General features: G+C 69.3%; 21 protein-coding genes, 2 tRNA genes and 2 pseudogenes. 17 read left to right on the plus strand and 8 right to left on the minus strand.

Annotated elements, in window-relative coordinates; translation table 11 throughout:
* Positions 1 to 192 precede the first annotated feature (192 nt).
* Positions 193 to 1,295, plus strand: a protein-coding gene (locus DK389_RS29135) for an IS3 family transposase (protein WP_109895025.1) whose coding sequence is annotated in 2 segments (ribosomal slippage) — positions 193 to 454 and positions 454 to 1,295 — 1,104 coding nt in all. Because the reading frame shifts where the segments join, the coding sequence is not laid out codon by codon here.
* A gap of 610 nt (positions 1,296 to 1,905) precedes the next feature.
* Here the strand turns inward: DK389_RS29135 and DK389_RS29140 are convergent.
* The 3 genes and pseudogenes from DK389_RS29140 to queA all read right to left on the minus strand — a co-directional run bounded on the left by DK389_RS29140 (position 1,906) and on the right by queA (position 4,408).
* Positions 1,906 to 1,981 (minus strand) — tRNA-Lys (locus DK389_RS29140).
* Between the two features lie 152 nt (positions 1,982 to 2,133).
* Positions 2,134 to 3,315, minus strand: a complete 1,182-nt coding sequence (gene tgt / locus DK389_RS29145; RefSeq protein ID WP_109895027.1) for a tRNA guanosine(34) transglycosylase Tgt — start codon at positions 3,313 to 3,315, stop codon at positions 2,134 to 2,136.
* Positions 3,315 to 4,408: pseudogene (queA, locus tag DK389_RS29150) on the minus strand (tRNA preQ1(34) S-adenosylmethionine ribosyltransferase-isomerase QueA). Before queA ends, tgt begins: the two are co-directional and overlap by 1 nt.
* Positions 4,409 to 4,557: 149 nt before the next feature.
* Here queA and DK389_RS29155 point away from each other — a divergent pair.
* The gene (locus DK389_RS29155) at positions 4,558 to 4,791 is read left to right on the plus strand and encodes a hypothetical protein (protein WP_109895029.1); all 234 of its coding nucleotides are present in this window, start codon (positions 4,558 to 4,560) and stop codon (positions 4,789 to 4,791) included.
* A 191-nt stretch (positions 4,792 to 4,982) separates the two neighbouring features.
* Positions 4,983 to 5,870: a cation diffusion facilitator family transporter gene (locus DK389_RS29160; RefSeq protein WP_109895031.1), complete on the plus strand. Its 888-nt coding sequence runs from the start codon at positions 4,983 to 4,985 to the stop codon at positions 5,868 to 5,870.
* A 4-nt stretch (positions 5,871 to 5,874) separates the two neighbouring features.
* Here the strand turns inward: DK389_RS29160 and lipB are convergent, their stop codons facing one another.
* Entirely contained in the window at positions 5,875 to 6,594 is a 720-nt protein-coding gene (gene lipB, locus DK389_RS29165) for a lipoyl(octanoyl) transferase LipB (protein ID WP_109895033.1), read from the minus strand.
* A gap of 68 nt (positions 6,595 to 6,662) precedes the next feature.
* Between lipB and DK389_RS29170 the strand changes: the two genes are divergently transcribed.
* From DK389_RS29170 to DK389_RS29200, 7 genes are all read left to right on the plus strand, one after another.
* A complete protein-coding gene (locus DK389_RS29170; RefSeq protein WP_109895035.1) occupies positions 6,663 to 6,968 on the plus strand; it encodes a FliM/FliN family flagellar motor switch protein in 306 nt (101 codons plus the stop codon).
* Between the two features lie 189 nt (positions 6,969 to 7,157).
* Positions 7,158 to 7,242, plus strand: a tRNA-Leu gene (locus tag DK389_RS29175).
* A gap of 789 nt (positions 7,243 to 8,031) precedes the next feature.
* Positions 8,032 to 9,246, plus strand: coding sequence for a DUF4214 domain-containing protein (locus DK389_RS29180; RefSeq protein ID WP_162560956.1), 1,215 nt, complete (start codon positions 8,032 to 8,034; stop codon positions 9,244 to 9,246).
* A gap of 379 nt (positions 9,247 to 9,625) precedes the next feature.
* On the plus strand, positions 9,626 to 9,907 hold the full coding sequence (locus DK389_RS29185) for a DUF1488 family protein (protein WP_109895039.1): 282 nt from the start codon (positions 9,626 to 9,628) through the stop codon (positions 9,905 to 9,907).
* Between the two features lie 153 nt (positions 9,908 to 10,060).
* A complete protein-coding gene (locus DK389_RS29190; protein WP_109895041.1) occupies positions 10,061 to 10,522 on the plus strand; it encodes a hypothetical protein in 462 nt (153 codons plus the stop codon).
* A gap of 175 nt (positions 10,523 to 10,697) precedes the next feature.
* Complete coding sequence (locus DK389_RS29195) at positions 10,698 to 10,907, plus strand: hypothetical protein (protein ID WP_109895043.1); 210 nt, start codon at positions 10,698 to 10,700, stop codon at positions 10,905 to 10,907.
* A 90-nt stretch (positions 10,908 to 10,997) separates the two neighbouring features.
* Entirely contained in the window at positions 10,998 to 11,423 is a 426-nt protein-coding gene (locus DK389_RS29200) for a DUF6894 family protein (protein WP_109895045.1), read from the plus strand.
* Positions 11,424 to 11,430: 7 nt separating this feature from the next.
* Here the strand turns inward: DK389_RS29200 and DK389_RS29205 are convergent, their stop codons facing one another.
* Complete coding sequence (locus DK389_RS29205) at positions 11,431 to 11,874, minus strand: DUF488 domain-containing protein (RefSeq protein ID WP_109895047.1); 444 nt, start codon at positions 11,872 to 11,874, stop codon at positions 11,431 to 11,433.
* A 210-nt stretch (positions 11,875 to 12,084) separates the two neighbouring features.
* Between DK389_RS29205 and DK389_RS29210 the strand changes: the two genes are divergently transcribed.
* From DK389_RS29210 to DK389_RS34740, 4 genes and pseudogenes are all read left to right on the plus strand, one after another.
* Positions 12,085 to 12,972 carry a glycoside hydrolase family 25 protein gene (locus DK389_RS29210; protein ID WP_109895049.1) on the plus strand — a complete coding sequence of 296 codons (888 nt, stop codon included), beginning with the start codon at positions 12,085 to 12,087 and terminating at the stop codon, positions 12,970 to 12,972.
* Between the two features lie 187 nt (positions 12,973 to 13,159).
* A complete protein-coding gene (locus DK389_RS29215) occupies positions 13,160 to 13,978 on the plus strand; it encodes a Crp/Fnr family transcriptional regulator (protein ID WP_109895051.1) in 819 nt (272 codons plus the stop codon).
* Positions 13,979 to 14,730: 752 nt separating this feature from the next.
* A pseudogene (locus DK389_RS34735) lies at positions 14,731 to 14,961 on the plus strand (hypothetical protein); the annotation flags it as partial.
* A 188-nt stretch (positions 14,962 to 15,149) separates the two neighbouring features.
* The gene (locus DK389_RS34740) at positions 15,150 to 16,922 is read left to right on the plus strand and encodes a PAS domain-containing protein (protein WP_236961074.1); all 1,773 of its coding nucleotides are present in this window, start codon (positions 15,150 to 15,152) and stop codon (positions 16,920 to 16,922) included.
* Positions 16,923 to 17,112: 190 nt separating this feature from the next.
* Here DK389_RS34740 and DK389_RS29225 read toward each other — a convergent pair whose 3' ends face one another.
* Complete coding sequence (locus DK389_RS29225) at positions 17,113 to 19,170, minus strand: methyl-accepting chemotaxis protein (protein WP_109895053.1); 2,058 nt, start codon at positions 19,168 to 19,170, stop codon at positions 17,113 to 17,115.
* Between the two features lie 461 nt (positions 19,171 to 19,631).
* Here DK389_RS29225 and uvrA point away from each other — a divergent pair, with 461 nt between their 5' ends.
* From uvrA to DK389_RS29240, 3 genes are all read left to right on the plus strand, one after another.
* Entirely contained in the window at positions 19,632 to 22,700 is a 3,069-nt protein-coding gene (gene uvrA / locus DK389_RS29230; RefSeq protein ID WP_109895055.1) for an excinuclease ABC subunit UvrA, read from the plus strand.
* 594 nt (positions 22,701 to 23,294) lie between these two features.
* Positions 23,295 to 24,233, plus strand: coding sequence for a transporter family protein (locus DK389_RS29235; RefSeq protein ID WP_109895057.1), 939 nt, complete (start codon positions 23,295 to 23,297; stop codon positions 24,231 to 24,233).
* A 221-nt stretch (positions 24,234 to 24,454) separates the two neighbouring features.
* Positions 24,455 to 25,027, plus strand: coding sequence for a fasciclin domain-containing protein (locus tag DK389_RS29240; protein WP_109895059.1), 573 nt, complete (start codon positions 24,455 to 24,457; stop codon positions 25,025 to 25,027).
* Positions 25,028 to 25,143: 116 nt separating this feature from the next.
* Here the strand turns inward: DK389_RS29240 and DK389_RS29245 are convergent, their stop codons facing one another.
* On the minus strand, positions 25,144 to 25,833 hold the full coding sequence (locus tag DK389_RS29245) for an anti-sigma factor (RefSeq protein ID WP_109895061.1): 690 nt from the start codon (positions 25,831 to 25,833) through the stop codon (positions 25,144 to 25,146).
* On the minus strand, positions 25,830 to 26,381 hold the full coding sequence (locus tag DK389_RS29250) for a sigma-70 family RNA polymerase sigma factor (RefSeq protein WP_109895063.1): 552 nt from the start codon (positions 26,379 to 26,381) through the stop codon (positions 25,830 to 25,832). Before DK389_RS29250 ends, DK389_RS29245 begins: the two co-directional genes overlap by 4 nt.
* Positions 26,382 to 26,427: the final 46 nt, after the last annotated feature.

A 26,427-nucleotide genomic window follows, 5' to 3' on the forward strand; every position in this document is an offset into this window, starting at 1 on the left:
GATCCCCACCTCCGTCATGATCCGCCCCCACGCGGTGGCCCAGGTTCGAAATTAGTGCACGGTCGGCTTGGAGCTGCCCCGATTTGTGGTCCAGGGCCTATGCAAGTTTTCGGGTGACCCTGACCCAGCAAACTGGTCCGCGCTAAGCGCAAGTTTTTCGGGAATCCTGAACCCTGAAGGAGGGTGGATGCCATGCCTCGCAAGCGCTTCACGAACGAGCAAATCGCCTTTGCCCTTCGGCAGGCGGAAAACGGTGCAGCGGTGGACGAGGTCTGCCGGAAGATGGGCGTGTCCGAGCCAACCTTTTATCGCTGGAAGAAGCAGTTCGTCGGCATGGGCGTGTCGGAGATCCGGCGGCTCAAGCAGCTGGAGGACGAGAACAGCAAGCTCAAGCGGCTTGTCGCCGATCTGACGCTGGATCGCTCCATGCTGCAGGATGTGCTCAAGCGAAAGTGGTGAGGCCTGCCGTTCGCCGCGAGGTCGCCGGTCACCTGCAGGGGGCCTACGGCATCAGCGAGCGTCGGGCCTGCCAGGCCACCGGCTTCGGCCGATCGTCCCAGCGTTACAGGAAGCGATCCGACCCGCAAGTTGCGCTGCGCATGCGGCTGAAGGAGCTGGCGGCCGCACGGGTGCGCTACGGCTACCGGCGGCTGCACATCCTGTTGCGACGAGAGGGCTGGAAGGTAAATCACAAGCGCACCTACCGGATCTACCGCGATGAAGGGCTGTCGATCCGGCCCAAGCTGCCCAAGCGCAAGCGAGCTTGGCGCTACCGCCAGGGGCGCCCGGCGATCGGTGGCCCGAACGAGGTTTGGGCCATGGACTTCATGTCCGATCGTCTTTTTGACGGGCGTCCGTTTCGGATCCTGACCGTCGTCGATTGCCACACGCGAGAGGCACTCTCGCTCACACCGAGAGCCAATTTCCGCGCCTACCAAGTGACTGAAGCCCTGGACGCCTTGGTCCGGTTACGGGGAAGGCCAAAGAGCCTGCGGGTGGACAATGGGCCGGAGTTCGCCGGGCGCATGCTCGACCAGTGGGCCTACCTGAACGGGGTCGAAATCGACTTCTCCCGGCCGGGCAAGCCGACCGACAATGCCTACATTGAGTCGTTCAACGGCCGCCTCCGAGCGGAATGCCTGAACGCCGCGTGGTTCCTGTCGCTAGCCGATGCCCGTGAACGCATCGAGGAATGGAGGTGCCACTACAACGAAGATCGACCCCATACGGCCCTGGGTGGCTTGACGCCCCGAGCCTTCGCCAACCAAGCTGTCACAGCCCGAGAACTTGCATAGGTGGTGGACCACAAATCGGGTCAACTCCAATGCCCGAAAACCTTGCGCTCAGCGCGGACCAGTTTGGCGGGTCAGGGTCACTCACGCCTGCGACGAGAAACGAGACCGCTTCATGCCTTGGCTGCGAGCCAGAGCAGCAGGCACTGAACGCGGGTGTTCCCCAGACAGTGTGCCTGGTCGGTGACCCCGTCGTCAGCGCTGCTTGTCCCGGTTCTCATGAATCCACTTTGGGGGAGACGGCTGGATACAGAACGTTCCGCCGTCGAATGGCCGCTTTGGAGACGCCGCTCGGGTCAGGTGGACGGCAGAAACGGGCGCAATGCGGAACGTCCGCTTCCCGGGTGGGGCCAACGTTCAGTTGCGGCGCATGGCTGACTGGGAGGGAGCCGGAAGACCTCGCGCAATTAATTGCAGCTTGGTCGGAGCGCTCAGGGCGGGCGTCCGCATTTTCTGCTTGGACGGACACGCCTCCCGGAAACCGCCAGCAACGGGATTGAGCGCATCAATCAGCGCTGGCGAGCCAAAACTCTGCCGCTGCTCACATGCGGACATAGTGCGGACACGACCCTCGAACCCGGGGCCGTGCCTTCTGCTAACTTATTGAAGTTAGTGGTGAGCGCGCTGGGACTCGAACCCAGGACCTACAGATTAAAAGTCCGTTGCTCTACCAGCTGAGCTACGCGCTCGCATCCGCCGCGGTCTGGGCTCGCAGGCCGAGTTCGGGGAGGCGTGGCCCGCAATAGGGGAGCCGCCGCGAGGGGTCAACCGGGGCGGTCCGCCGACGCCGACCGTTTCATCCTCGGCGGTCGCGGCCGGCGACCCGATCGGGTGCCCGCCCCTACCCGCGCGCGGTCCGCTCCGCTTCGGCGCGCGCCCAGGTCTCGCGGGTCTCGCCCGCGAAGTCGGCCAACCGACCGGCCCGGATTGCGGCCCGCATGCCCGCCATCAACTCTTGGTAGTATGCGAGGTTGCTCCAGGTCAGCAGCATCATGCCGAGTATCTCGTCCGAGCGGACGAGGTGGTGCAGGTAGGCTCGGGAATAATCGCGGGACGCAGGGCAGGCGGACGACGGGTCGAGGGGCCGCGCATCCTCGGCGTGGCGGGCATTGCGCAGGTTGACCCGGCCGTGGCGGGTATAGGCGAGGCCGTGGCGGCCGGCCCTTGTCGGCATTACGCAGTCGAACATGTCGATCCCGCGCTCGACGGAGCGCAGGAGGTCGTCCGGGGTCCCGACGCCCATCAGGTAGCGGGGTTTGGCCCTCGGCAGGTGCGGCTCGACCGCCTCGATCATGGCGAGCATCACCGCCTGCGGCTCACCCACCGCGAGCCCCCCGATCGCGTAGCCCTTGAGATCGAGATCGACCAGCGCCCGGGCGCTCTCGACGCGGAGCGCCGGCACATCGCCCCCCTGCACGATGCCGAACAGCGCCTTGCCCGGCTGCTCACCGAAGGCGACGCGGCAGCGCTCCGCCCAGCGCCGCGACAGCTGCATCGCGCGCGCGATCGCCTCCGGCTCGGCCGGCAGGCGCACGCACTCGTCGAGCTGCATCTGGATGTCGGACCCGAGCAGGCCCTGGATCTCGATCGAGCGCTCCGGACTCATGTGGTGGGCCGTGCCGTCGACATGCGAGCGGAAGGTGACGCCCTGCTCGTCGAGCTTGCGCAGGCTCGACAGCGACATCACCTGGAAGCCGCCGGAATCGGTGAGGATCGGCCCGTCCCAGAGCATGAAGCGGTGCAGGCCACCGAGCCGGGCCATCCGCTCGGGGCCGGGGCGCAGCATCAGGTGGTAGGTGTTGCCGAGCACGACGTCGGCGCCGAGGTCGCGCACCTGCTCCGGATACATCGCCTTCACGGTCGCGGCCGTGCCGACCGGCATGAAGGCCGGCGTGCGGATCGTGCCCCGCGGCATGGTGATGGCGCCGGTCCGGGCGTGACCGTCGGCGGCGTCCACGCGGAAGGTGAACGCGGTCGGTCGGGCGTCCTGCGGGGGAGCGGCTTGCGGGGGCGCGTTCTGCATCAGGGGCGTCTGTCCGGGAAGAGCAGGCTCGAATCGCCGTAGGAGTAGAAGCGGTAGCCCGCTCGTATCGCGTGGCCGTAGGCCGTCCGCATGGTCTCGAGCCCTGAGAAGGCCGAGACCAGCATGAACAGGGTCGAGCGCGGCAGGTGGAAGTTCGTCATCAGAGCATCGACGGCGCGCACGGGCACCCCCGGCGTGATGAAGATGTCGGTCGGCCCCGCGAAGGCGCGGAGCCTGCCGGCCGCGTCGGCCGCGCTCTCCAGGAGCCGCAGCGCGGTAGTGCCGACCGCCACGATCCGCCCGCCCCGGGCCCGCACCGCGTTGAGGGCTTCGGCCGTCGCGGCGTCGAGCCGGCCGATCTCGGCGTGCATCCGGTGGTCGGCGGTGTCGTCCGCCTTGACGGGCAGGAAGGTGCCGGCGCCCACATGCAGCGTGACCGTGTGGCGGGAAAGGCCGGCCGCATCGATTCCCGCGAGGAGATCCTCCGAGAAGTGCAGCCCCGCGGTCGGCGCGGCGACGGCACCGGGCTCGGTGGCGTAGACCGTCTGATAGTCGTGGGCGTCCTGCGCGTCGGCCGGCCGCTTGCCCGCGATGTAGGGTGGCAGCGGCAGGGTGCCGAGGGCGGCGACGCGCTCGTCGAGGATCGGGCCCGAGAGGTCGAAGCGGAGCACGATCTCCCCCCCTCCCCCTTCTCGACGAGTTGGGCTGTGAGCCCGCCGAGTTCGCAGGGCGCTCCCTCCCGGTGATCGCCGAAGCGCAGGGTGTCGCCCGGGGCGAGGCGTTTGCCCGGCCGCGCGAAGGCCCGCCAGCGATCCGGCGCCTCGCGCTGGTGCAGCATCACCTCCGTCCGCAGGCCCGCGGCGCCGGGCCGGGTACGCAGGGCTTGGAGGCGAGCCGGAATCACCCGCGTGTCGTTGAAGACGAGGGCGTCGCCCGGGCGCAGCAGACCCGGAAGGTCGCGCACCGTCCTGTCCTCAAGAAGCGGCCGCCCGCCGGGACGCACGACGAGGAGGCGCCCGGCATCGCGCGGTTGGGCGGGCCGCAGCGCGATGCGCGCCTCCGGCAGCTCGAAATCGAACAGGTCCACACGCATGGGGCGCTGAAGTGCACGCTTCAGGCGTCCCGATCAATGCGGCGCGTGGCACGGCTGCCCTGTCGCGGGCCTCGGCGCGGCCGGCGACCGAGGCTTGACCGCGCCGCGCTCCGGTTCACCATGCACGCCTCTTTGTGGGGGGGCGAACCGTGCAGGACGCCAGGAACAGGCGGCGAATCCGCCAGACGCTCGATGCGCAACTCGTCGGCTACTGGGACCGGGAGGCGGCCCGCCTCGACGCCCTCGCCGAGCAGGCGCGGTTCGGCTGGATGGCCCGGCGCTACCGGCGCAAGGCGGTGCAGGCCCGGGCCCAGGCCGAGCGCAGCCGGGTCCGCGAGGCGGCACGGGGCCTCGGGGGCGATGCCGCGCCCGATGGCGCGTGACAGCGCTGATGTGCCGGACCGTCTCCGCGCCGATGACTTCGGTGCCGAGGGACGCGGCGATGAGTGGCTTGGCCTATAGCTGCGGCTAACACCTTTGCCGTGGCCTTGCGGGCCGGCCCTGGCCTATGTGCGGGCCGAAAGCGGCCGGGCGGCAGCCCGCGCCGCGCTAGATCCCTTCGCCGAACCCCCGCATGGAACGCACCCAGAAAGCCGCCCTCACCGGCGTCGGCGTCGGCGCCCTCGTCACGGCCCTCAAGTTCGCAGCCTTCTGGCTGACCGGGAGTCTCGCGCTCTACTCGGACGCGCTGGAGAGCATCATCAACGTGGTGGCCGCGGGCTGCGCCTTCGTGGCGCTCCGCGTCGCCGCGGCACCGCCCGACGCAGACCATCCCTACGGCCACCACAAGGCCGAGTACTTCTCCGCGGTGATCGAGGGAGCGCTCATCATCGTGGCGGCGCTCCTGATCCTGCGCGAATCCTACCACGGCGTCCTGGCGCCGAAGGAACTCGACGCGCCCGCCCTCGGCCTCGCGGTCAACGGCCTCGCCACGCTCGTCAACGCGGCCTGGGCAGTCGGCCTGATGCGGCGGGGCCGGGCGTGGCGCTCGCCCGCCCTCGTGGCGGATGCCCGGCACGTGCTCGCCGACGTGTTCACCTCGGTCGGCGTGCTCGTCGGCGTCGCCCTCGTGGCCACCACGGGCTACCTCGTGCTCGATCCGGTGGTGGCAGGGCTCGTCGCGCTCAACATCCTCTGGTCCGGCTGGGGCATGGTGCGGGAATCGATCGACGGCCTGATGGACCGGGCCGCTCCCCCGGACATGGTCGACCAGATCCGTGCTCTCATCTCGGCCCACGGCGCCGGGGCGCTGGAGGCCCACGACGTGCGCACCCGCCACGCGGGCCAAGCGACCTTCATCGACTTCCACCTCGTGGTGCCGGGCGAGATGACGGTGGCCGATTCCCACGCCATCTGCGACCGCCTGGAGAGCGCGATCGAGGGCGCCATCGAGGGGGCCGTGGTCGTCATCCACGTGGAGCCCGGCGACCATGCCAAGCAGCGCGGCGTGCCCGTGATCTGACGCGTCAGGGCACGAGCACGGTCTCGCCGAAGATCGGCTCGAAGGCGGCGCGCAGGTGCATGTCGACCTCGGGCAGGCTGACGAGGTGGCCGAGATCGACGAGGCTCGTCACCCCGTGGCCGCGGATTCCGCAGGGTACGATGCCGGAGAAGTGCGAGAGGTCGGGCTCGACGTTGAGGCTGATGCCATGGAAGCTCACCCAGCGCCGCACCCGGATGCCGATCGCCGCGATCTTGTCCTCGGCGCCCTCCCCCTTCCCGGGCCGCCGCACCCAGACCCCGACCCGGTCCTCCCGGCGCTCGCCGCGCACGTTGAAGGCGTCCAGCGTCGCGATGATCCAGGCTTCGAGCGCCGCCACGTAGGCGCGCAGATCCGTGCGGCGGCGCGCCAGGTCGAGCATCACGTAGGCCACCCGCTGGCCGGGACCGTGATAGGTGAACTGCCCGCCCCGCCCCGTGCGATGGACGGGGAAGCGCCCGGGCTCCACGAGATCCCCCTCGCGCGCAGAGGTGCCCGCCGTGTAGAGGGCCGGGTGCTCCAGGAGCCAGACGCATTCGGGCGATGCCCCGCTCCGGATCGCCTCCGCCCGTGCCTCCATCTCGGCCACAGCCGCCTCGTAGGCGACGAGCCCTTCGCTCACCCGCCACGCGACGGGCGGCGAGCCGGGCCTCGGCCGGAAGGCGTCGGGCGCCGTGGCGAGGCGGGAAGCGGGATCGTTTACCAAGGCTTCACCATGATGCGTGAACAGTCGCCCGGAGCCGGCGGTCGCTGGCGGTGCGGGGCATACGTCGCGTGGCAGTTCTCGAAGACCTCAAGGTCGATCTCACGGTCGTGCTCGGGCGCAGCCACATGCCGCTGCACATGCTGCTGCGCATGGGCCGCGGCGCGGTGATCGAGCTCGAATCGACCGAGACCGATATGGTCGAGATCCTCGCCAACGACCACCCGATCGCCCGCGGCCAGATCGTGGTGACGGGCAACCGCATCTCGGTGGAGGTGACGGAGCTGATCCGCAAGGCCGAACTGATCCGCACGCCGGGCGTCAGCATCGGCGACGGGGCGGTGCCGCTCCTCGAGACGGGCGCCGAGCCGGCCTGACGCCGCGCCCGGACGGATCCCGGCGCGGTCGATATCCTCGGCCCGAGAGGCGCAGGCGGAATTCGCGTGAGATGCAACGCGGCGCTTGTCGGGGGGATTCGATCTGTTATCCGCTGCGCCGCTCCCCGAGAAACGGCCCGCGCAGCGGATCGAAGGACCCGGGAGCCAAGGCCCCTCCGGGGTGCCGATGCGGCCATGGCGGAATTGGTAGACGCGCTAGCTTGAGGTGCTAGTCCCGCGAGGGGTGGAGGTTCGAGTCCTCTTGGCCGCACCAACTTGTTCTTGTTGGTGTTTTCCCCTCATCATCCCGAGACTGGCTCCGAGCCGACCGGGTCGTTTCGCAGACATTTTGCAGTGCGGTGTTCGCTTGCCGTATCGGCAATGGGCCTCGAGCTTGTTCATCGCGCTTTCGGCGAGAGCCTTCGTGCCTGCCGGATGGATCGTTAGGATCCTCCTGTTCACCGGCGCCGGCGTTTGGCCTGCGATCGCATCGCGTGCCGCACCGAGCAACGCCCCGGCGGTGGGTGAGCCGCCGACGCCGTGCCGAGCGGACTATGCCCCTGGATTGCCGGACCAGGATTGCGGCCCCGCGTGATCGCGTCGGCCGCGGGCCTGACCGCCGACTACGGGAACCGGCCGTCCGATACAGATCCGTGCTTGGCAGCAATGCTGGGCTCTGTCGCGAGAAGGCATCGAGCCACGCCTGAATCCACGACGAGCCGCGGTCTGGATCGGCGGCGCGATCAGGGGCCTCGGATGACTTTGTGAGATGCCGGGATCGGGGGGCAGTCACGGCCAGTGACGGGACTCACACGTCACGACACGACACTTTTAGCAAAAATCCTCTGCATCGACGGAAGAATTCGAGCGGGAGGCCGGTGCGTTTTGATACCAGTGTATCAAATGCAGAGCAATAAATACGACGCAATTTAGGAAAGACATTTGATAAAAAATATCAGATATCATCCGCGTGAGGAATTTAACGACTTGCTATGAATTTGGTTGGCAGGATATTAACGAGAATTTAACACGTCGACACCACTTCTAGTTTTTGATTCAAAAAGTGGCGCTTCAGGAGAATGCCCGCTGGATAAAATCCCGCGCGTACTTCGATATTGCCGATCTCTACTATCAGGCTGCTTTCGACAGGCCGCTGGAGGAGGCAGGACTCGATTATTGGATCGACACCCAGCAGGCTGGTCTCGGCTACTCGTATATCGCCGAGGCTCTCGTGAACTCCGCGGAGTTCGGCGCGCTCCATGCCGGCCAGGATCGGGCGGAGATCATCAGCAGCTTCTATCAGAACGTGCTCGGTCGCACCGCCGATACCGATGGCCTCAAGTTCTGGACCGATTCCGATCTCACGCCGGCTCAACTGCTGGACAGCATCGCCCGGTCGCAGGAATCGCTGGTCAAGAATGCTGCGGCCCTCCACGGCTTCGAGGACGCAGTCGTGAATGGCACGCTCATCGCGAACGCTGGCGAATTGTTCGACTACACGACTGCCCCGACCGTCGTCGAAGTGCCTGTGCCGCTCGACGTCCCGGTGATCGTGGACAAGCCCGACATCCTCGCGACCACGCACGGCCCGTTCCACGTTGATTTCGTGAACGCCGGCGGCAACCTGTACCTGGGCGATGGCACCACCCCGGCTCAGGGCTTCTCGACGGTCGACGATCCGACGAGCAAGTTCCTGTTCGGCGTCGAGATCACTCCTCGTCAGACCGCTACATCTGTCGGCGGCTACATTCCGGTCGGCTCGACCTTCGACGGCACGACCCTGCACGTCACTGACAACGTCCCGGCCGGGCCGCAGGCGATTGAGAACGGCTCGTTCCAGAACGTTGCCAACCGCGGCGCGGTCAACAGCAACGTCGTCATCGGCCTGCATCCCGACTCGGACTTCGATTTCAGGGAAGCCCTCGACGCGGGCTACCAGATCAAGCTCGGTCTCGACACCGACAAGACGGCCGCGGATAGCTTGCTCAATTTGACCGCTGTTTACAACGCTGCCAACGATACACTCGACTTCGTGGTGCGGGGCACCAACAGGGGCTTCGTGGACTTCAAGGGCAACGGCAACGCATCGGGCGAAGTCGCCTCGGAGTCGATCCAGCAGAACTTCGTCACGTCGGGCGGCGTCGCAGCACTGACCCAGGCCGCGCAATTCGACAATCATCTGACCCTGATCGATCCGAACGGCCACGTGGTGCAGGAACTCCACTGGGCGCTGTTCATGGGCCAGCCCGGCTTGAGCCCGGCCGAACAGTTGGCCTGAAGCATCGCCCCCCGGGCGAAGGATGACGGAGGCGGCAGGAGCTTGGCTCCTGCCGCCTCCACTTGAACCCGTTATCCGATAGAACCCCTGGAAGGGATGCAGATGGACGACTTTTGACGCACCCATGAAAATGGATGCGGTCAAATCTTTTATGATGCATTGGAATTTTGAATGCTTGAACGACATTAAAGCAGATGATAAAAGATATTTTGCCAAGATATGATTAGGCGTTGCTTGGTTTTCGAAGGAAAATTTGTGCGCGATGGAGGAGATCGTGCAGATGCCCTTCGCCCGCTCGGCGCCATTCCGCGCAATCCCTTGACCGGTGGTGGACAGCGGCTGTTCAAACATGTCCTGATCCTGCCTCCGGAGGCCGCCGATGCCCCTCGCTCACAACCGTTTCGATGATCCCCACATCGACCGGGCGACCTCCGAGCACATCCGCTTCTCAATGACGGACGGGCAGCGGATCGTCGCGGGCCGCGTGCCGATCGCGGCTCTGCGCGCGCGGTTCGACGGGTCGGATGCCGACGCGCTGGCCCTCTACGGCCGCTGCCGGGAGGCGGTCGAGGCGGCCGCGAGCCGCAAGTTCGACCGCGTCGGTGCGCCCGACGCGATGGTCGATCTCGACACGGAGGATCTCGCCGGAGATGCGGCCTGACGCGGGGGGGCGCCGGAGACAGATCGCGCCCGCTGTGACCCTGCAGGATTTGCGCTTAAACAAAGTGAAGGCAGCCCCCCTTCGGCGGGCGGAGGCTCCCCGCTTTCGGGCGTCGGGGCCCGCTCCCGGCTCCGGCTCGACGGGAGGCTTGCCATGGAACACAGGGCTGTCGATCAGCTTCAGGGTATCGCGAAGGTTTCCGCCGAGCCCCTGCTCCTGTCCACGCGCCGCGCGCGCCTGGAACGCTGGGCCGAAATCTTGGAGCGGGATCCCGGGCGCCTCTTCGCCACGCTGCCCGAAGTCGAGCTGGTGCCGTGGCCGCGCCGGGGCACCCTGCGCTCCGACAACTCCCCACTCACCCTCGCCTACGCCGATTCGCTCCTGCGGGCGAGCGGGCTCACGGGCGACACTTACGGCGAGGGCCGCCGCTTCTTCGGGCTGCGGGAGGGGCAGGTGCACCGCCTCCTCTGCTCCTGCGTGAACGGACGCCAGATCCGGGCGGACCTGACGGCGCGGCGGCTGCGCGGCATCGCCGATTATCGCATGGAGCGCTGGGCCGTCGGGCTCGCGGCCGGGGCCGCCAGCGTGCCGGGGCTGATGTTCCTTTTCGGGTGACGCCGGGGGCTCACGGGGCGGCTCTCGGTCGCGCCCGCTTCGGCGTCGCGCCCGTGGCGGAGCGCGTCGTGTCGGCCCAGAGGTCCCGCGAGCGCGGGTTGAAACCCGCTGGTAACGGGCGCCGGGCCATGGTCCGCTCACGAGACCGGACAAGAGACCAGCCACGGGACCCTGCATGCTGACGAAAGACCAGCTCGCCGCGGAGCTGAAGCGCATCGCCACGACCCAGATCAGCGACATCACCCGCGCGGTGAAGGAGGGCCAGAAATCCATCGCCCTCAACGAGGTGCGGGACATGGCCCAGCGCCTCAACAGGCTCGCCGATGCCTTCAGCCCAAGATCCGCTCCGCCTCGCCCGGATGTCGAGGGCGCCGAGGCCGCCTGAGCGCGGCGCGAGACCGATCCGTGACATGCGCGCGCGAGCCCCGGCTTCGTCCTGCCGCGCCTGTTCCGAGCCGAACCGGGAGAGCCTGCAATGCCCCGCTTCCACTTCAACATCCGCCTAGACGACGCCTTCCTGCCGGAGCGCACCGGGCAGTGCCTGCGCGACGCCGATGAGGCGCGGGCGGCGGCCCGCACCATCGTTCGCGCCCTCGTGTCCCAGCACGGGGGCGAGCCGCGCCTCCTCAACGCGGCGGTGCTCGTCACCGATGCCGAGGGCGTCGAGGTCTTCGAGCTCTCCTTCTTCGAGGCAATCTACGTGCCCGTCCCCGCGCCCGAGCCTCTGCATCCCCTGCCCCGCGCCGCCGTGATCCGCGCGCCTGTAGCGGGCGGTCTGCTGCGCGCGGCCCGGATCCGCCTGGAGCGGCGCCTGCGGACGGGGCGGGCCTCCTGCGCCGAAGCCCTTCGCACGCTTCTGGCAATGCCGCGCTTCTCGCTCGGCTTCGACGGCGGGCGCTGAGCGTCCGTCAGCCGAACAGGTCGACCACCGCGAAGCCGCGCGCGGCGAGCCGCTCGGCGAGGACGCGCCGGTGGCAGCGCTCGGGGTCGCGCTCGAAGCAGAGCAGGCAGACCGGCCGCGTTCCCGCCATCTCGGCCAGCGCGTCGAGGGCGAGGCCCCCGTCTGCGGTATCGAGCACCTCCTCGCAGTAGATCCGCCGCATCAGCGCGGCGTCGTGGGCGCGGGCCGCTTCGCGGCCGGCCTTCGGCGTGCCGAGCACGCGCAGATGCGCGTAGTCGAGCCCGGCCTCCTCCAGGCCCGCGCGAAGGGCGCCTTTCGAGAAGCCGCGCTTGCGCGAGTTCGCCACGGCACGCACGTCGGCCAGGAGCCCGACGCCCGCATCCTGCAGGGCCGCGCGCAGCCGCTCCGGGTCCAGCCCTTCGTAGCCGATGGTAAACAGGGTCTTTCTCAATGCGGGGCCTTCGAAATGCGAGGCGTGACTGCAACTTAAGGCAAGGGAACCGCCGTGCCAGGGCTCGTCCGGCCGCCACGACGGGTGCGCATGTCACCGGTCTGCAACGGCTTCCGGAATTCCGCCGCATTGACCGCAAAGGTCTGTTAACCGCGCAAGGGGCATCGATTACCCGTGATTGTGGCGCATAGGACGATGGGCCGGGCATCGATGTCGCAGTGGAACGGGACCGCCCTGACGCATGACGCTCCGCCGCGCGGCCGCCTCGCCCGGCTATCCACAGCCCGGTTGCGGACCGGCAGCAAGCGGGTGCTTGCCGCCGCGCTCCTGGCGAGCCTCGCAGCCTGCGCCGCCAACAACGACTTCTACCCGACCAAGGGCGACGTGAAGCCCCATCCGGGCGTGGCGCGGGCGAAGAACCACCCGATCCAGGGCATCGACATCTCGCGCTGGCAGGGGCCGATCGACTGGGCCTCCGTCAAGGGCGCCGGCACTCAGTTCGCCTTCATCAAGGCGACCGAGGGCGGCGATCACGTCGACGAGCGTTTCCGCGAGAACTGGGAGGGCGCCGGCCGCGCCGGCGTGCCGCGCGGCGCCTACCACTTCGTCTACTGGTGCCGCTCCGCGCAGGACCAGATGGAGTGGTTCAAGCGCAACGTCCCGAATGATCCCACCGCCCTGCCCCCGGTGCTCGACGTCGAGTGGAACGGCCATTCGCAGACCTGCCCGCGCCGCCTGCCGAAGGCGCAGGCGCTCGGCATGATCCGCTACATGCTCTCCGAGATGGAGCGCTACACGGGCAAGCGGCCGATCATCTACACCGACATTACCTTCCACAAGGACGTGCTGGAAGACGAGCTGCCGGACTACCCCCACTGGGTCCGCTCCACGGCCGCCGAGCCGGAGCAACGCTTCTCCAACCGCAAGTGGATGCTGTGGCAATTCACCTCGACGGGCCGGGTGCCCGGCGTGCGCGGCGACGTCGACCGCAATGCCTTCTACGGCTCGCCTGCCGAGTGGGCCTCCTTCCTCGCGACCGATTGCGATCCGCGCGAGCACCGGAGCCTGACTGCGCAGGGTCTCTGCTCCGGCAAGTAGCGGGGCTACGGCATTCGCGAAAGCTTGGGCGTATCGGTCGCAGCCCTCCCGCGCACGCGGATGAAGCGGATGAACCTGCCGCGCACGCGGATGAAATTGTTCAGTGGTCTGTCTACAAGTAGACAGACTAAGTTCGAAGCGCTGCTGTAGGGAGCATGAAGTAACACTCGTTCCTGCAGCGTAGCCTATGTCGTCGGCGTTCGACCCTCTCCTCGAAGGCAACCTTCTTCTCAAGGCGCTGCACGACGACGATCGTGCGCTGCTCGGGCCGTATCTCGAGCGCCACCACTACGCTAAGGGCGACACCCTGTTCTCGGCCGGCAGCGCCGTCTCCTTCATCTCGTTTCCCTGCGAGCAGACCGTCGCGACCCTGGTGATCGCGATGCAGGATGGCCGCAGCGCCGAGACCGCCACGATCGGCCGGGAGGGTGCCGTCGGCGGGGTCGTCAGCAACGGCTGCCTGCCCGCATCGACTCACGCGGTGGTGCAGATCGGCGGCCCGGTGCTGCGCATGGAGGCGACCCGGCTGCAGGATGCCAAGCGGCGCTCGGCGACGCTGCGCAACCTGTTCACCCGCTACTCGGACTGCCTGCTGGCGCAGGTGCTGCAGTCGGTCGCCTGCAACGCCCTCCACCCGATCGAGGCGCGCTGCCTGCGCTGGCTCCTGACCCTGCAGGACCGGATCGGCGCCGACACCTTGCCGATCACGCACGAGCTGCTCGCCGCGATGCTCGGCGTGCAGCGCACCTACCTGACCCGGATCCTGCGTACGCTCCAGCAGCAGGGGCTGATCGAGGTCGGGCGGGGCCGCATCACCATCCTGAACCGGACGAAGCTGGAGAACGCCGCCTGCGAGTGCCACGGCAACGTCAAACGTCACTTCGAGACGGTGCTCGGCGCCGTCTACGGGCCGAAGGGGCATCTCCTGCGGGTCCGGCCGCCCGAGGATCCGCGCGAGGCGCGCTCGCTCACGCTGAGCCCGAACGCCGCGAAGGCCGATCGATGACAGGCTCCGATCCGCGTCCGGCCCTCCATCGCGCACGGTCGAACCGTCGGGGGCATGGATACGGCGACCGTCGATTCCTGCTATGACGGACCGCCGCGGCCTCCTCTCGCGCACGCCCTCCTCGCTCGCCCGGACGTCCCAGCCGCCCGACGATGAAAGACGCTGACCGTAACGCTGCCGAGCCGGGCGCCGCCGAGGAGCGGGTCGCCGCCCTCGCGCGCTACCGCATTCTCGATACCCCGCCGGAGGCCGGGTTCGATGACATCGCTCTCGTGGCGAGCGAGCTCTGCGCCGCGCCGACCACTCTCGTCAGCCTCGTGACCGCGGACCGGCAATGGTTCAAGGCGCGGGTCGGGTTCGAGGCCCGCGAAACCGACCTCGGCAGCTCGGTCTGCGTCCACGCCCTGGCCCAGCCCGGCCTCCTCGTCATTCCGAACCTCGCCGCCGATCCCCGCACCCGCGAGAATCCGCTCGTCACCGGCCCGGAGGCCCTGCGCTTCTACGCGGGCGTGCGCCTCGACACGCGGGAGGGCGTGGGCTTCGGCACCCTCTGCGTCCTCGATACCGCGCCGCGGCCCCGAGGGCTGACGCCGGGCCAGGCGGCGGGCCTGCGCGCGCTCGGCCGCCAGGTGATGGCGCTAATGGAGTTGCGCCAAACCGTGTCCCGGCGCGAGGACGACATCCGGCGCCGCCACGAGACGCAGGAGATCAGCAACGCGAGCGCGGTCCGCCTCGGCGAGAGCGCGCTCCTGATGCGGCTCGCCATCGAGGCCACCGGGATCGGCATCTACGATTACGACCTCGCGACGGACCACCTCGACTGGGACGCGCGCACCCGCGCCCTCTTCGGGGTCGGTCCGGACGAGCCGGTGAGCTACGCCGGTACCTTCCTGCCGGGCCTTCATCCCGAGGACCGGGCCCGGGTCGACGCCACCCTTCGGGCCGCACTCGACCCGCTGGGCCCCGGCCTCTTCGACAACGAATACCGGGTCATCGGGCCGCACGGGACGCTGCGCTGGCTGGCCGCCCGCGGCCGCCTTGTGGTGGCTGGGGGCGGGCGACGCGCATCGTCGGCACGGTCCTCGACATCACCGAGCGCAAGGAATCGGCCCTTGCCCTCCAGGCAACCCGCGACCGCTACCAACTCGTCACCCGCGCCACCAACGACGCGATCTGGGACTGGGATCTCGTCGCCGATCACGTCCTCTGGAACGAGGCGCTCCAGACCGCCTACGGCTGGGCGCCGGACAAGGTCGAGCCCACCGGCGCGTGGTGGATCGACCACGTTCACCCGGACGACCGGATCCAGATCCACGCCGACATCAGCGCGGTGATCAACGGGAAGGCGAGCGAGTGGAGCCACGAGTACCGTTTCCAGCGGGCCAACGGCAGCTATGCCGAGGTGCTCGACCGCGGCTACATGGTCCGGGGGTCGAACGGCGAGCCGCTGCGCATGATCGGGGCGATGCTCGACATGACCGAGCGCAACCGCGTCGAGGCGCAGTTCCGGGCGGTGTTCGAGGGCGCCAACGTCGGAATCGTCCAGCTCGACCCCCGCAGCCTCAAGGCGTTGCGGGTCAATGCCAAGCTCTGCCAGATCTGGGGCGCTGCGCCCGAGGACATCGTCGGGCAGACGGTCGCGAAGTGGACGCCCGAGGACGATGCCCCCGCCCGCGACGCGCTGCACCGGCGTCTCGCCAACGGCGAGATCATGCAGGAGACCCTGGAGAAGCGATACCGGCGGGCAGACGGGCGTCTGATCTGGGCCCGGGTCAACCTCGTCTCGCAGGTCCTCGGCGACGCGATCCAGACCACGGCGATGATCGAGGATATCACGCAGGAGCGCCTCACCGACGCGCGCCGGGCGGCTCTGATCGCGCTCGGCGATGCCTCCCGCGACTCAGGTTCCCGCGATGGGCTGCTGGCGGAAGCCGTCGCGATCCTCGGACGGACGCTCGGCGTGTCCGAGGCCGGCTACAGCGACATCGACCTGCCGGACGGCGGCTTCCACGTCATCGCGCGCTGGCCCGCGCCCGCTGACGGGGAACCGCAATCCCTCACCGGCTTCCCCCGCACGCTGCAGGCCCTGCGGCAGGGGGAGGCCCTGGCGGTGGCCGACATCGCGGCCGACCCGCGCCTTGCGCCGGAGGCGGAGGCCTACGCCGACCTCGGCATCCGCAGCCTCCTCAAGATCCCCCTCGTCCAGCGGGGCAGCCTCGTCGGCGTGCTCCATGCCTTCGCGGACACGGCGCGCGGATGGGCGCCCGCCGAGATCGCCTTCGCCCGCGAGGTGGCCGACCGGGTCTGGGGGGCGCTCGGCCGGCTCCAGGCCGAGGACCAGCAGCGGCTCCTGAACCGAGAATTGAGCCACCGCCTCAAGAACACCCTCGCAATGGTCCAGGCCATTGCCGCCCAGACCCTGCGCAACGCGCCCGATTTCGAGACGGCGAAGGAGGCACTCGCCGCCCGCCTGATCGCGCTCGGCAAGGCCCACGATCTGCTGCTCACCGGCGAGCGCGAGAGTGCCGGGATCGACGCGGTGATCGCGGGAGCCCTCTCGCTCCACGACGACCGCCAGCCCGGCCGCTTCGCGGTGCAGGGCCCCGCGGTCGAGGTCGGCCCGCGGGCGGCGCTCTCGCTCAGCCTGATGATGCACGAGCTCGCCACCAACGCCGCGAAATATGGCGCGCTGTCAGTGCCGGAGGGGCGTGTGGCCGTGGAGTGGGACATCGCGGTGGACGTCGCCGAGCCGATCATCCGCATGGCCTGGACGGAGCGCGGCGGTCCGCCGGTCGCGCCCCCCTCGCGAAAGGGGTTCGGCACGCGCCTGATCGAGCGCGGGCTCGCGGGCGCGATCGGCGGCGAGGTCACCCTCGCCTACGAGCCCGCGGGTGTGGTCTGCCGGGTGACGGCGCCGCTCTCCGGGTTTCGGGCGGCGGAGTAGGCTGCGCCGCCGGTCGCGGCGCCTCTCGGGTGTCCACCTTCGGCCGAGGAGCCGCGCGGCGGGGCCATCGAGGGTCTGTCGTGATGAACCGGGTGACGCGGGTCGCCGCTGATCACCACCCTGCCCATCGCGAGGCGGCCCTCGCCCTCGCGAAGGCGACGCGGCGAACCGCGGTCCTCGCGCCCGCCCCTCAGGCTGCCCGCACCGTCGCGAGGAAGCTACCCACGGCCGCGCGCAGATCGTTCGCCTGCGCCGACAGATCCCCCGCGGCGGAGAGCACCTGCGCCGAGCCGGCGCTCGCGGTATCGGCTGCCTCGCTGACCCCCGCGATATGGCCCGAGACCGCGCGGGTCCCGGTCGAGGTCTGCGCCGTGGTGCGGGCGATCTCGGCGGTGGCCGCGCCCTGCTCCTCGACCGCCGCCGCGATGTCGCCGCCGATCCGGGCCAGACGCTGGATCACGCCCGTGATGCCGTCGATCGCCGCGACCGAGGTCGTCGTCGAGGCCGTGATCTCATTGACCTTGGCGGCGATCTCGTCGGTGGCGCGCGCCGTCTGGCCGGCAAGGTTCTTCACTTCGGCCGCGACCACCGCGAAGCCGCGGCCCGCCTCACCGGCGCGCGCGGCCTCGATCGTGGCGTTGAGCGCGAGCAGGTTCGTCTGGCCCGCGATGTCCGAGATCAGCCCGACGATCTGGGCGATGCTGCCGGCCGCGGCCGCGAGGCGGTGCACCTCCCCGGCCATGTCCGCCGCGTCGCGCTCGGCCGCGGCCGCGAGGTCGGCCGAGGCGGTGACCTGGGTGCCGATCTCGCGCACGGAGGCTGAGAGTTCCTCCGTCGCCGCCGCGACCGTGTCGGCCGAGAGGGCGGCCTCCTGCGAGGCGTTGGCCACCTGGGCGCTCAAGGAAGCCGTGTCGCCGGCCGCCCGCGCCATGCCGTCCGCGGCGGCCTGGAGCTGGGCGGCGGCCGAGGAGACCGCCGCGACGATGCCGCCGACCCGCGCCTCGAAGCCGTCGGCGAGGCCGAGCGCCGTCGCGCGCTGCGCGGCCGCATTCTCCGCCGTCATTCGCTCCTGCTCCGCGCGGATGCGCTGCCGCTCGCGCACGCTGTCGCGGAACTCGGCGGCCGCCGCGGCGATGGCCCGGACCTCGCGCGGGCCGCCCTCGGGGATCGCGACGTCCTCCTCGCCCCGGCCGATCGCCGTGAGCGCCCGTGACATCCGCACCAGCGGGCGCGCGATGGCGGTACCGAGAGCGAAGGCCAGCGCGCCGGAGAGCAGGAAGGTGACGAGCCCCGCCCCGGCCCAGAGGGCGAGGCTGCGATCGGCCTGCGCCCGCACGGCGCCGGCCGCCGCCATCAGGTCTCCGGTGAGGCCGTCCTCGACGCGCTTCAGCGCGTCGATGCGCTGGGAGGCCAGCCTGAACCAGAGGGGGCTGTCGCGGAAGCCGAGCCCTTCGCCCGGCATCGTGTCGAGGACGAGCCTGCGCAGGCGCGATACCTCGCGGGCGGAATCCGTCCCCTCGCCCGCCTCGAAGGTCGCGATCTGGGCGGGCTCGGCGCGCAGGCGGAACAGGGCCTCGTAGGTCCCCTGATTCGCCGCGAGCGTCGTCAGCCGCTTCAGCCCGGCGAGATCGAGGTTGCCGCCCGCGAAGATCGCGGAGGCTGCCGCCCGCTCCTGGCCGGCGAATTCCTTCAGCGAGAGGAAGGCCGCGTAGGTGGCGACGCGGTTCGCGATGCCGGCGTGGCCTGCGGCTTTCGACATCTCTCCCACCATGCCGAGCCCCTGTCCGATGAGCCCGGTGAAGTAGGCCATCGCCTGGGGCGGGGTCGGCTCGAGGGTGTCGATCGCCTTCCGCTCCCCGTCGAGGCGCCCGAGATCCTCCCGGAACTGCGCCGCCTGCCGTGCGAGGGGCCCGCCGAAGGCCGCGCTCGCGGGTTCCGAGATCGCGCCCGCGAGGTCCGCCCGCGCCGCGTCCGTGCGTGTCCGCTGGGCGGCAAGCTCCGTCCTGAACTGGGTGCCCTTCGAGCCGAGGAAGAGGCTGGACGCCCCGCGCTCACGCTGGGCCTCGTGCACGAAGGCGCTGATCCGGGAGGCGAGGCCGACGAGACCCTGGAGCTCTTCCATGCCGGATCGCTGCTCCAGGCGGTCGGTGACCGCGAGGCCCGCCACGATCGCGAAGGCGAGGCAGGGCGCGAGCGCCACCGCCAGGATGCGACCCCGCAGGGACGCGACGAAACCACCCGTTCTCATGCCGGACACCGATCCAGGATTGCAGTCCATCCTGGATCGGTGAAGGGCCGTAAATTCACGGTTTCCACTTCGCAACTCTGCTTAACATTTGATCAAAAGAGGCAAATTTGAGCATTCGCGCTCCGCAGGAAGGCGCTGAAGACTGTTGGCGGAGCGCCAGCTGGTCCGGGCACGCGTTCTCGTCGGGTGGGTTGGGTTCATCTCGCCGGCTTCCTACATCCGGACAGCGCCCGAGCATCGGCCGGTCCGATCGCGGGTTTGCGCCTGTACCGTGTTTGTTCTATGCAGGATTCGGGGAAGTGCCCTGCGCTTGTCCGACAAAATCCTGTGCCTCCATCGAAACGCGAGGCCGCTGACGCGTTGGCCTGCCGACGCGAGCCCGCGTCGCGAGGGCCGGTTCGCCGGCCGGGACGCGCTCGGCCCATCGCCGACCGACAGACTGCGAAGAGACCTGCCTGCCCATGGCAAAAGCCAGCGCCAAAGCCGCCCCGAAGATCGCCGCGAAGCAGGAAGCGGCCCCGGGCACACGATCCGGCGCAAAGCCCCGCGCCGTGGCGCCGTCCGCCGCGAAGGAGGTCGCCGCGGAGCAGGCCCGCGAGGGGGCCGCGGATGCCAAGCTCGGCGCCCTGTTCGACGCGGCCCGCGACACCCGGGTGATCTCGGTGCGCGGCGCCCGAGAGCACAACCTGAAGAACGTCGATCTGACGATCCCGCGCGACAAGCTCGTGGTGTTCACGGGCTTGTCCGGCTCCGGCAAGTCCTCGCTCGCCTTCGACACGATCTACGCGGAAGGGCAGCGCCGCTACGTCGAATCGCTTTCGGCCTACGCCCGCCAGTTCCTGGAGATGATGTCGAAGCCCGACGTCGACCAGATCGACGGGCTCTCGCCGGCGATCTCGATCGAGCAGAAGACGACGTCGAAGAATCCGCGCTCGACGGTCGGCACGGTGACCGAGATCTACGACTACATGCGCCTCCTGTGGGCGCGGGTCGGCATCCCCTATTCGCCGGCGACGGGCCTCCCGATCGAGAGCCAGACGGTGAGCCAGATGGTGGACCGGGTGCTGGCTATGCCCGAGAAGACCCGCCTCTACCTGCTCGCGCCCGTCGTCCGCGGCCGCAAGGGCGAGTACCGCAAGGAGATCGCCGAGTTCCAGAAGAAGGGGTTCCAGCGCCTGCGCATCGACGGCGAGATGGTCCCGATCGACGACGTGCCGAAGCTCGACAAGAAGCTCAAGCACGACATCGACGTGGTGGTCGACCGGATCGTGGTGCGCGACGACATCGGCTCGCGGCTCGCCGAATCCTTCGAGACGGCGCTGGAACTCGCCGACGGCGTCGCGCTGATCGAGTTCGCCGACGCGCCCGAGGGCGAGACGCCCGAGCCGATCACCTTCTCGTCGCGCTTCGCCTGCCCGGTATCGGGCTTCACGATCGCCGAGATCGAGCCGCGCCTGTTCTCGTTCAACAACCCGTTCGGCGCCTGCCCGACCTGCGGCGGTATCGGCCACGAGATGCGGATCGACCCCGAACTCGTCATCTCGGATGCGGGGCTGAGCCTCAAGCGCGGCGCCATCGCGCCCTGGGCGAAATCGACCTCGCCCTATTACGGGCAAACGCTCGACGCCCTCGCCAGGCATTACGGGTTCAAGACGACCGTGCCCTGGGGCGACTTGCCGGAGGAGGCGCGGCTTGTGATCCTGTACGGCTCCGGCCGGCAGTCGATCCGGTTCGACTACAATGACGGGATGCGTGCCTACGCGGTGAACAAGCCCTTCGAGGGCGTGATCCCGAACCTGGAGCGCCGCTACAAGGAGACGGAGAGCGACGCCTCCCGCGAGGAGATCGGCCGCTTCATGGGCGAGACCCCGTGCGAATCCTGCGGTGGCAAGCGGCTGAAGCCCGAGGCACTCGCCGTCAAGGTGGGAATGCAGGATGTCGGCGAGGTCACCGCGCTCTCGGTGCGTGAGGCGCATCGCTGGTTCTCGGAGCTTCCCGACAAGCTCAACCGCAAGCAGAACGAGATCGCGGTGCGGATCCTCAAGGAGATCCGCGACCGGCTCACCTTCCTGATCGATGTCGGCCTCGAATACCTGACGCTGGCCCGCGGCTCCGGCTCGCTCTCCGGCGGCGAGAGCCAGCGCATCCGGCTGGCCTCGCAGATCGGCTCGGGGTTGACGGGCGTCCTCTACGTCCTGGACGAGCCCTCGATCGGTCTGCACCAGCGCGACAACGAGCGGCTGCTCGGCACGCTGAAGCGCCTGCGCGACCTCGGCAACTCGGTGATCGTCGTGGAGCACGACGAGGACGCGATCCTGCAGGCCGATTACGTGGTCGATGTCGGGCCCGGAGCGGGCATCCACGGCGGGGAAATCATCGCGCAGGGCACGCCCGAAGAGGTGCTGCGCAATCCGGCCTCCCTCACCGCCAAGTACCTGACCGGCGCGATGACGGTGCGGACGCCCTCCGCTCGCCGCAAGGCGCGCAAGGGCAAGCTGAAGCTCGTCGGCGCGCGGGGCAACAACCTCAAGAACGTGTCCGTCGAAGTGCCGCTCGGCACCTTCACCTGCATCACCGGCGTCTCGGGCGGCGGCAAGTCGACCCTCGTGATCGACACGCTCTACAAGGCGGTGGCCAAGAAGCTGAACGGGGCCCTGGAGCACCCGGCCCCCTACGAGCGGCTGGAAGGGCTGGAGCACCTCGACAAGGTCATCGACATCGACCAGTCGCCGATCGGGCGCACGCCGCGCTCGAACCCGGCCACCTATATCGGCGCCTTCACGCCGATTCGCGACTGGTTCGCGGGCCTTCCCGAGGCCAAGGCCCGCGGCTACCAGGCGGGGCGCTTCTCGTTCAACGTGAAGGGTGGGCGCTGCGAGGCCTGCTCGGGCGACGGCGTCATCAAGATCGAGATGCACTTCCTGCCCGACGTCTACGTCACCTGCGACGTCTGCAAGGGCCGCCGCTACGATCGCGAGACGCTGGAGGTGAAATACCGCGGCAATTCGATCGCCGACGTCCTCGACATGACCGTCGAGGAGGCGGCCGACCTGTTCAGGGCGGTGCCTTCGATCCGCGAGAAGATGGAGACGCTGGCCCGCGTCGGCCTGCACTACGTCCATGTCGGCCAGCAGGCGACGACCCTCTCGGGCGGCGAGGCGCAACGCGTGAAGCTCTCGAAGGAACTCGCCAAGCGCGCGACGGGCCGCACCCTCTACATCCTCGACGAGCCGACCACCGGCCTGCACTTCCACGACGTCGCCAAGCTGATGGAGGTGCTCCACGAACTCGTGGACCAGGGCAACACCGTCGTGGTGATCGAGCACAACCTCGAGGTCATCAAGACCGCCGACTGGGTGATCGACATGGGCCCCGAGGGCGGCGACGGCGGCGGCGTCGTCGTGGCCGAAGGAACTCCCGAGCAGATCGCGGAATCGACCGCGAGCCACACCGGCCGCTTCCTGCGCGACGTCCTGGCCCGCCGCCCCGCGACCGAGCCGGCCCCGGGCCGCCGCGCCGCGGCCGAGTGACCCGGATTCCGGGCCACGCGCCCGGAGCCGATCGAGGGCGCCCATCCGGTCGTGCGAGCTAGGCGGGAAGGGCCGCGATTCGTCCGGTGGTCCCGCCCGCCCCGTCGATTCGACAAGGGGCGCGGACACGGAATTGACCCCGCTCCTATCCCCAGCCTGTCCCCAACCTGGGGCTCCAGCGGCTCGTCCGGAGCCGCACCTTTCCCAATCGCCTCGTCGTGCTTGCGCATTCATCCCGAATGAGCGGATTCCGGCAAGAGCTTGAGCATTCTGCGTTATTTTGCTGGGCGGCGGCACCGGGGCCGGTGCGGAGCGGTCAGTAACGCGCACGATGCTCTCCGGATCCACGGCTGTTGCAACGCGGCAAAAATGCGGCTTTTCCGCAACGGTCAGGTTCGTTCTGCCCGGAGGCGAGGCATTCCACTGTCATTCCGAGCGCGGCTGTAGAATAGTTCTCAGCGTTGAGACTTGAGGTGGGGCCGTAAGGGGGCGCTTGGCACCGTTGGGGCGGGGGCGGACGCAAGTCGGCGGACCGGCAATGTTGTGCCAAGGCTACGGGGCGGACGCCTGAAATCCTTGGGAAGGAAAGATAAAATGATGAAGAACTGGCTCGCCGCGGGAGCGGTCGCGCTCTCGGTCGGCATGACCGGGACCGCCGCCTTCGCCCAGACCACGACGGTTCCGGGTGAGCAGGTCGGCCTCGCGGTCGGCGCTCCGCTTCCGGAGGGCGTCTACGCTCTGAACACGTTCCTGTACCGCTCGCCCGACACCTCGCCGGTCGATGTCGGGATCAACGTTCCGATCCTGCTGTGGTCGACCCCCTGGAAGATCCTCGACGCCCGCGTCGAGCTCGCCGTCGCCCCGCCGACCGTCTTCTCGTTCGGCCGCGGCCGTAACGGTGGCGCGCTCGACACCAGCATCAACGTCGGCACCTTCATTGGCGGTATCTTCGCCTGGGATCTCGGCAACAACGTCGGCGTCAGCTACCTCGCCGGTGTGTACTTGAACGAGCTGAACGCCGGCCGCGGTTGCGGCATCGGCTGCCTCCCGATCCTGTCGTCGAACACCTACCGCCAGGGCTTCGCCATCAGCTACACCGGCGACGGCTGGAACCTGACCGCGAACCTGACCTACAACTTCTACGACACGCCGTCCTTCTTCTCCGGCGGTTCGCCGCTCCTGCGCGGCCCGTACGCTCCGTCGGACGCCCTCAACCTCGACCTGACGGCGACCAAGAAGTTCGGCAAGTGGGAGATCGGTGCGATCGGCTACGGCACCACCGACCTGTCCAACAACTCGCGCTTCGCGCCCGCCACCCGTTCGGGCTACTTCGCGCTCGGCGGCCTCATCGGCTACGACTTCGGGCCCTTCACGGTCCAGGGTTACGCCGCCCGTTACGTTGCGACCCGCGCCCTCGACGCCCGTGGCCGCGAGAACTACGCCACCGAAGGCTGGTTCCGCGTGATCGCGCCGCTCTACACCGTGGCTGCCGCTCCGGCTCCGGCCCCGGCTCCGCTGGTGCGCAAGTACTGAGACACAGCCCGAACCCGGCCCGAGGCGACTCGGGCCGGATCGGCCGAGATCGGGAAGCCGTCCGCTCCTTCGGGGTCGGGCGGCTTCTCGCTTGTGCAGACCCCATTCCTCACGGCAGGCACCGAGTCCCGCCCCTTTCTCGATTGCGCGAAACCTTTCTCCGCCACCTTCCGTATGGCCCGGCGTCGCCCCCGCGAGGGGCTGAAAGAGAGGCTACGCCCATGTTCCGTTCGTTCGCCGCCACGCCGCGCGCGGCCCGTCTCGCCGCCCTGATTCTGGCTGCCGGCCTCGCCCTGCCGGGTGCCGCGCTCGCCAAGAACCCGATGGTGGGTGGCGCGCCGATGTATGCCTCGAAGACGATCGTCGAGAACGCGGTCAACTCGAAGGATCACACCACCCTCGTCGCCGCCGTGAAGGCGGCCGGCCTCGTCGAGACCCTGTCGGGACCGGGCCCCTTCACCGTCTTCGCGCCGACGAACGCCGCCTTCGCCAAGCTGCCGCCGGGCACCGTCGACACCCTGGTTCAGCCGCAGAACAAGGGCACCCTGACGGCAATCCTGACCTATCACGTCGTTCCCGGCACCCTCACGGCCAAGGACCTGATGGCGCTGGCCAAGGAGAGCGGCGGCTCGGCTCAGCTCAAGACCGTTCAGGGCAGCCCGTTGACGGTGAGCACGAAGGGCAAGAAGGTCTTCCTAACCGATGCCAAGGGCAACCGGTCGACCGTCACCATCGCCAACGTGATGCAGTCGAACGGCGTCATCCACGTCATCGACGGCGTGCTGCAGCCTTAGGACAGGCCGCGCTGGTCCCGCTCCGGCGGGACCGGCCTCGGCTCGTGAGCCGGATCTGGCCGTTCGATCAGGCGAGCCCGTCCCGTTCGGGACCTCGGATCGCTCGCGCGATGCTCCTACTCGCGGATCAGCTTGCCCGTGTAGATCACCGGGCCTGTCGGCAGGCCAGTCGGCGAGCCGCCCGGAGGCTCGACCGAGACGGCGAAGACGCCCTCGCCCGCCTGCGCGCCTGCGGGCAACGGCACCCGGGCCGCGTCCGCGCCGATCAGGCCGAGGGGCCTCGGGGTCGCGTCCGTGCCGACGTACCAGAGCTGCAGACTGCGCCCGGCCGGCGTCTCCGCCGCGACGGGGCGAACACTGGCCTGCCCGGTCGCCGTGTCGATGCTGACGACGAGGGCCGGCGCAGCGCCGCCACTCGTCACCACGGCGACGTAGCGCGCGCCCACCGGCCGCTCGGGTCTCGGGGTCAGGAGAAAGGCGGCGAGCCCCGCGGCGATCAGGCCCGTGGCCGCGGTCGCACCCTGCCAGAATTGCAGGTTCCGCCTCAGCGCGCGGATCCGATTGTCGTTGGCGGCGGCTCCGCCGGGCAGGGCCTGCGCGATGCGCGCCCAGACATGCGCGCCCGGCAGCACCTCGGGTGCCGTGAGATCGAGCGGAGCGAGGCGTCGCTCCCAGGCCCGCACCGCCCCGGCCAGGCTCGGATCGCGGGCGAGGGCCCGCTCGAAGGCGGCGCGCTCCGCGAAGGCCAGCGTGCCGAGGACGTACTCGCCCGCCCGGTCCTCGGTTGGCTCCGGTCCGGCGCTCACGAGATTGCCTCCAGGCAGCCCCTGAGATTGGCGAGCGCCCGGTGCAGCCAGGTCTTGATGGTGTTGACGGGGCGCGCGAAGCGCTCGGCGAGATCCTCCCGGGACAAGCCTTCGCAATAGGCCAGCACCACGCAGTCGCGGTGCGCGGGGTCGAGCTGCGCGAGGCAGGCCCGGAGCGCGTCCCGGCTGAGGATCGCGCCCTCGCTGTCGTGAGGATCGGCCAGTCGCTCCAACCAATCCTCCCCGTCCTCGTGCACCGGACCCTGGATCTCGGTTCGGCGGCGGACCGCGTCGATCGCGCGGTTGCGCGCGATCGTGCAGAGCCAGGACAGCGGACGCCCCATCTCGGGGGCGTAGGAGCCAGCCGCCTGCCAGATCCGCAGGAAGACATCCTGGAGGATATCCTCGGCAGCGGACCGATCGCGCTGGATACGCAGGATGACGCCGAGAAGTTTCGGAGAGGTGCGGTCGTAGAGATCGCGGAGGGCTGCCTCGTCCCGGGCCGCAACCGCTTCGAGGAGCCGCTCAAGGGTCGCGTCGTCGCGCAAGGAACTCGTACCTTACTGTCGCGCGCCGGTGCACGCGTCGGGGGAG

It is taken from the genome of Methylobacterium durans (assembly GCF_003173715.1).
Classification (GTDB): domain Bacteria; phylum Pseudomonadota; class Alphaproteobacteria; order Rhizobiales; family Beijerinckiaceae; genus Methylobacterium; species Methylobacterium durans.

Excerpts from the sequence above, each read along its gene's own strand:
- DK389_RS29215 (WP_109895051.1), top strand. The coding sequence starts at position 13,160 with ATGTCGTCGGCGTTCGACCCTCTCCTCGAAGGCAACCTTCTTCTCAAG.
- DK389_RS29210 (WP_109895049.1), top strand. The coding sequence starts at position 12,085 with ATGTCGCAGTGGAACGGGACCGCCCTGACGCATGACGCTCCGCCGCGC.
- DK389_RS29235 (WP_109895057.1), top strand. The coding sequence starts at position 23,295 with ATGATGAAGAACTGGCTCGCCGCGGGAGCGGTCGCGCTCTCGGTCGGC.
- DK389_RS29195 (WP_109895043.1), top strand. The coding sequence starts at position 10,698 with ATGCTGACGAAAGACCAGCTCGCCGCGGAGCTGAAGCGCATCGCCACG.
- DK389_RS29190 (WP_109895041.1), top strand. The coding sequence starts at position 10,061 with ATGGAACACAGGGCTGTCGATCAGCTTCAGGGTATCGCGAAGGTTTCC.
- uvrA (WP_109895055.1), top strand. The coding sequence starts at position 19,632 with ATGGCAAAAGCCAGCGCCAAAGCCGCCCCGAAGATCGCCGCGAAGCAG.
- DK389_RS29160 (WP_109895031.1), top strand. The coding sequence starts at position 4,983 with ATGGAACGCACCCAGAAAGCCGCCCTCACCGGCGTCGGCGTCGGCGCC.
- DK389_RS29240 (WP_109895059.1), top strand. The coding sequence starts at position 24,455 with ATGTTCCGTTCGTTCGCCGCCACGCCGCGCGCGGCCCGTCTCGCCGCC.
- DK389_RS29225 (WP_109895053.1), bottom strand. The coding sequence starts at position 19,170 with ATGAGAACGGGTGGTTTCGTCGCGTCCCTGCGGGGTCGCATCCTGGCG.
- DK389_RS29185 (WP_109895039.1), top strand. The coding sequence starts at position 9,626 with ATGCCCCTCGCTCACAACCGTTTCGATGATCCCCACATCGACCGGGCG.
- tgt (WP_109895027.1), bottom strand. The coding sequence starts at position 3,315 with ATGCAGAACGCGCCCCCGCAAGCCGCTCCCCCGCAGGACGCCCGACCG.
- DK389_RS29200 (WP_109895045.1), top strand. The coding sequence starts at position 10,998 with ATGCCCCGCTTCCACTTCAACATCCGCCTAGACGACGCCTTCCTGCCG.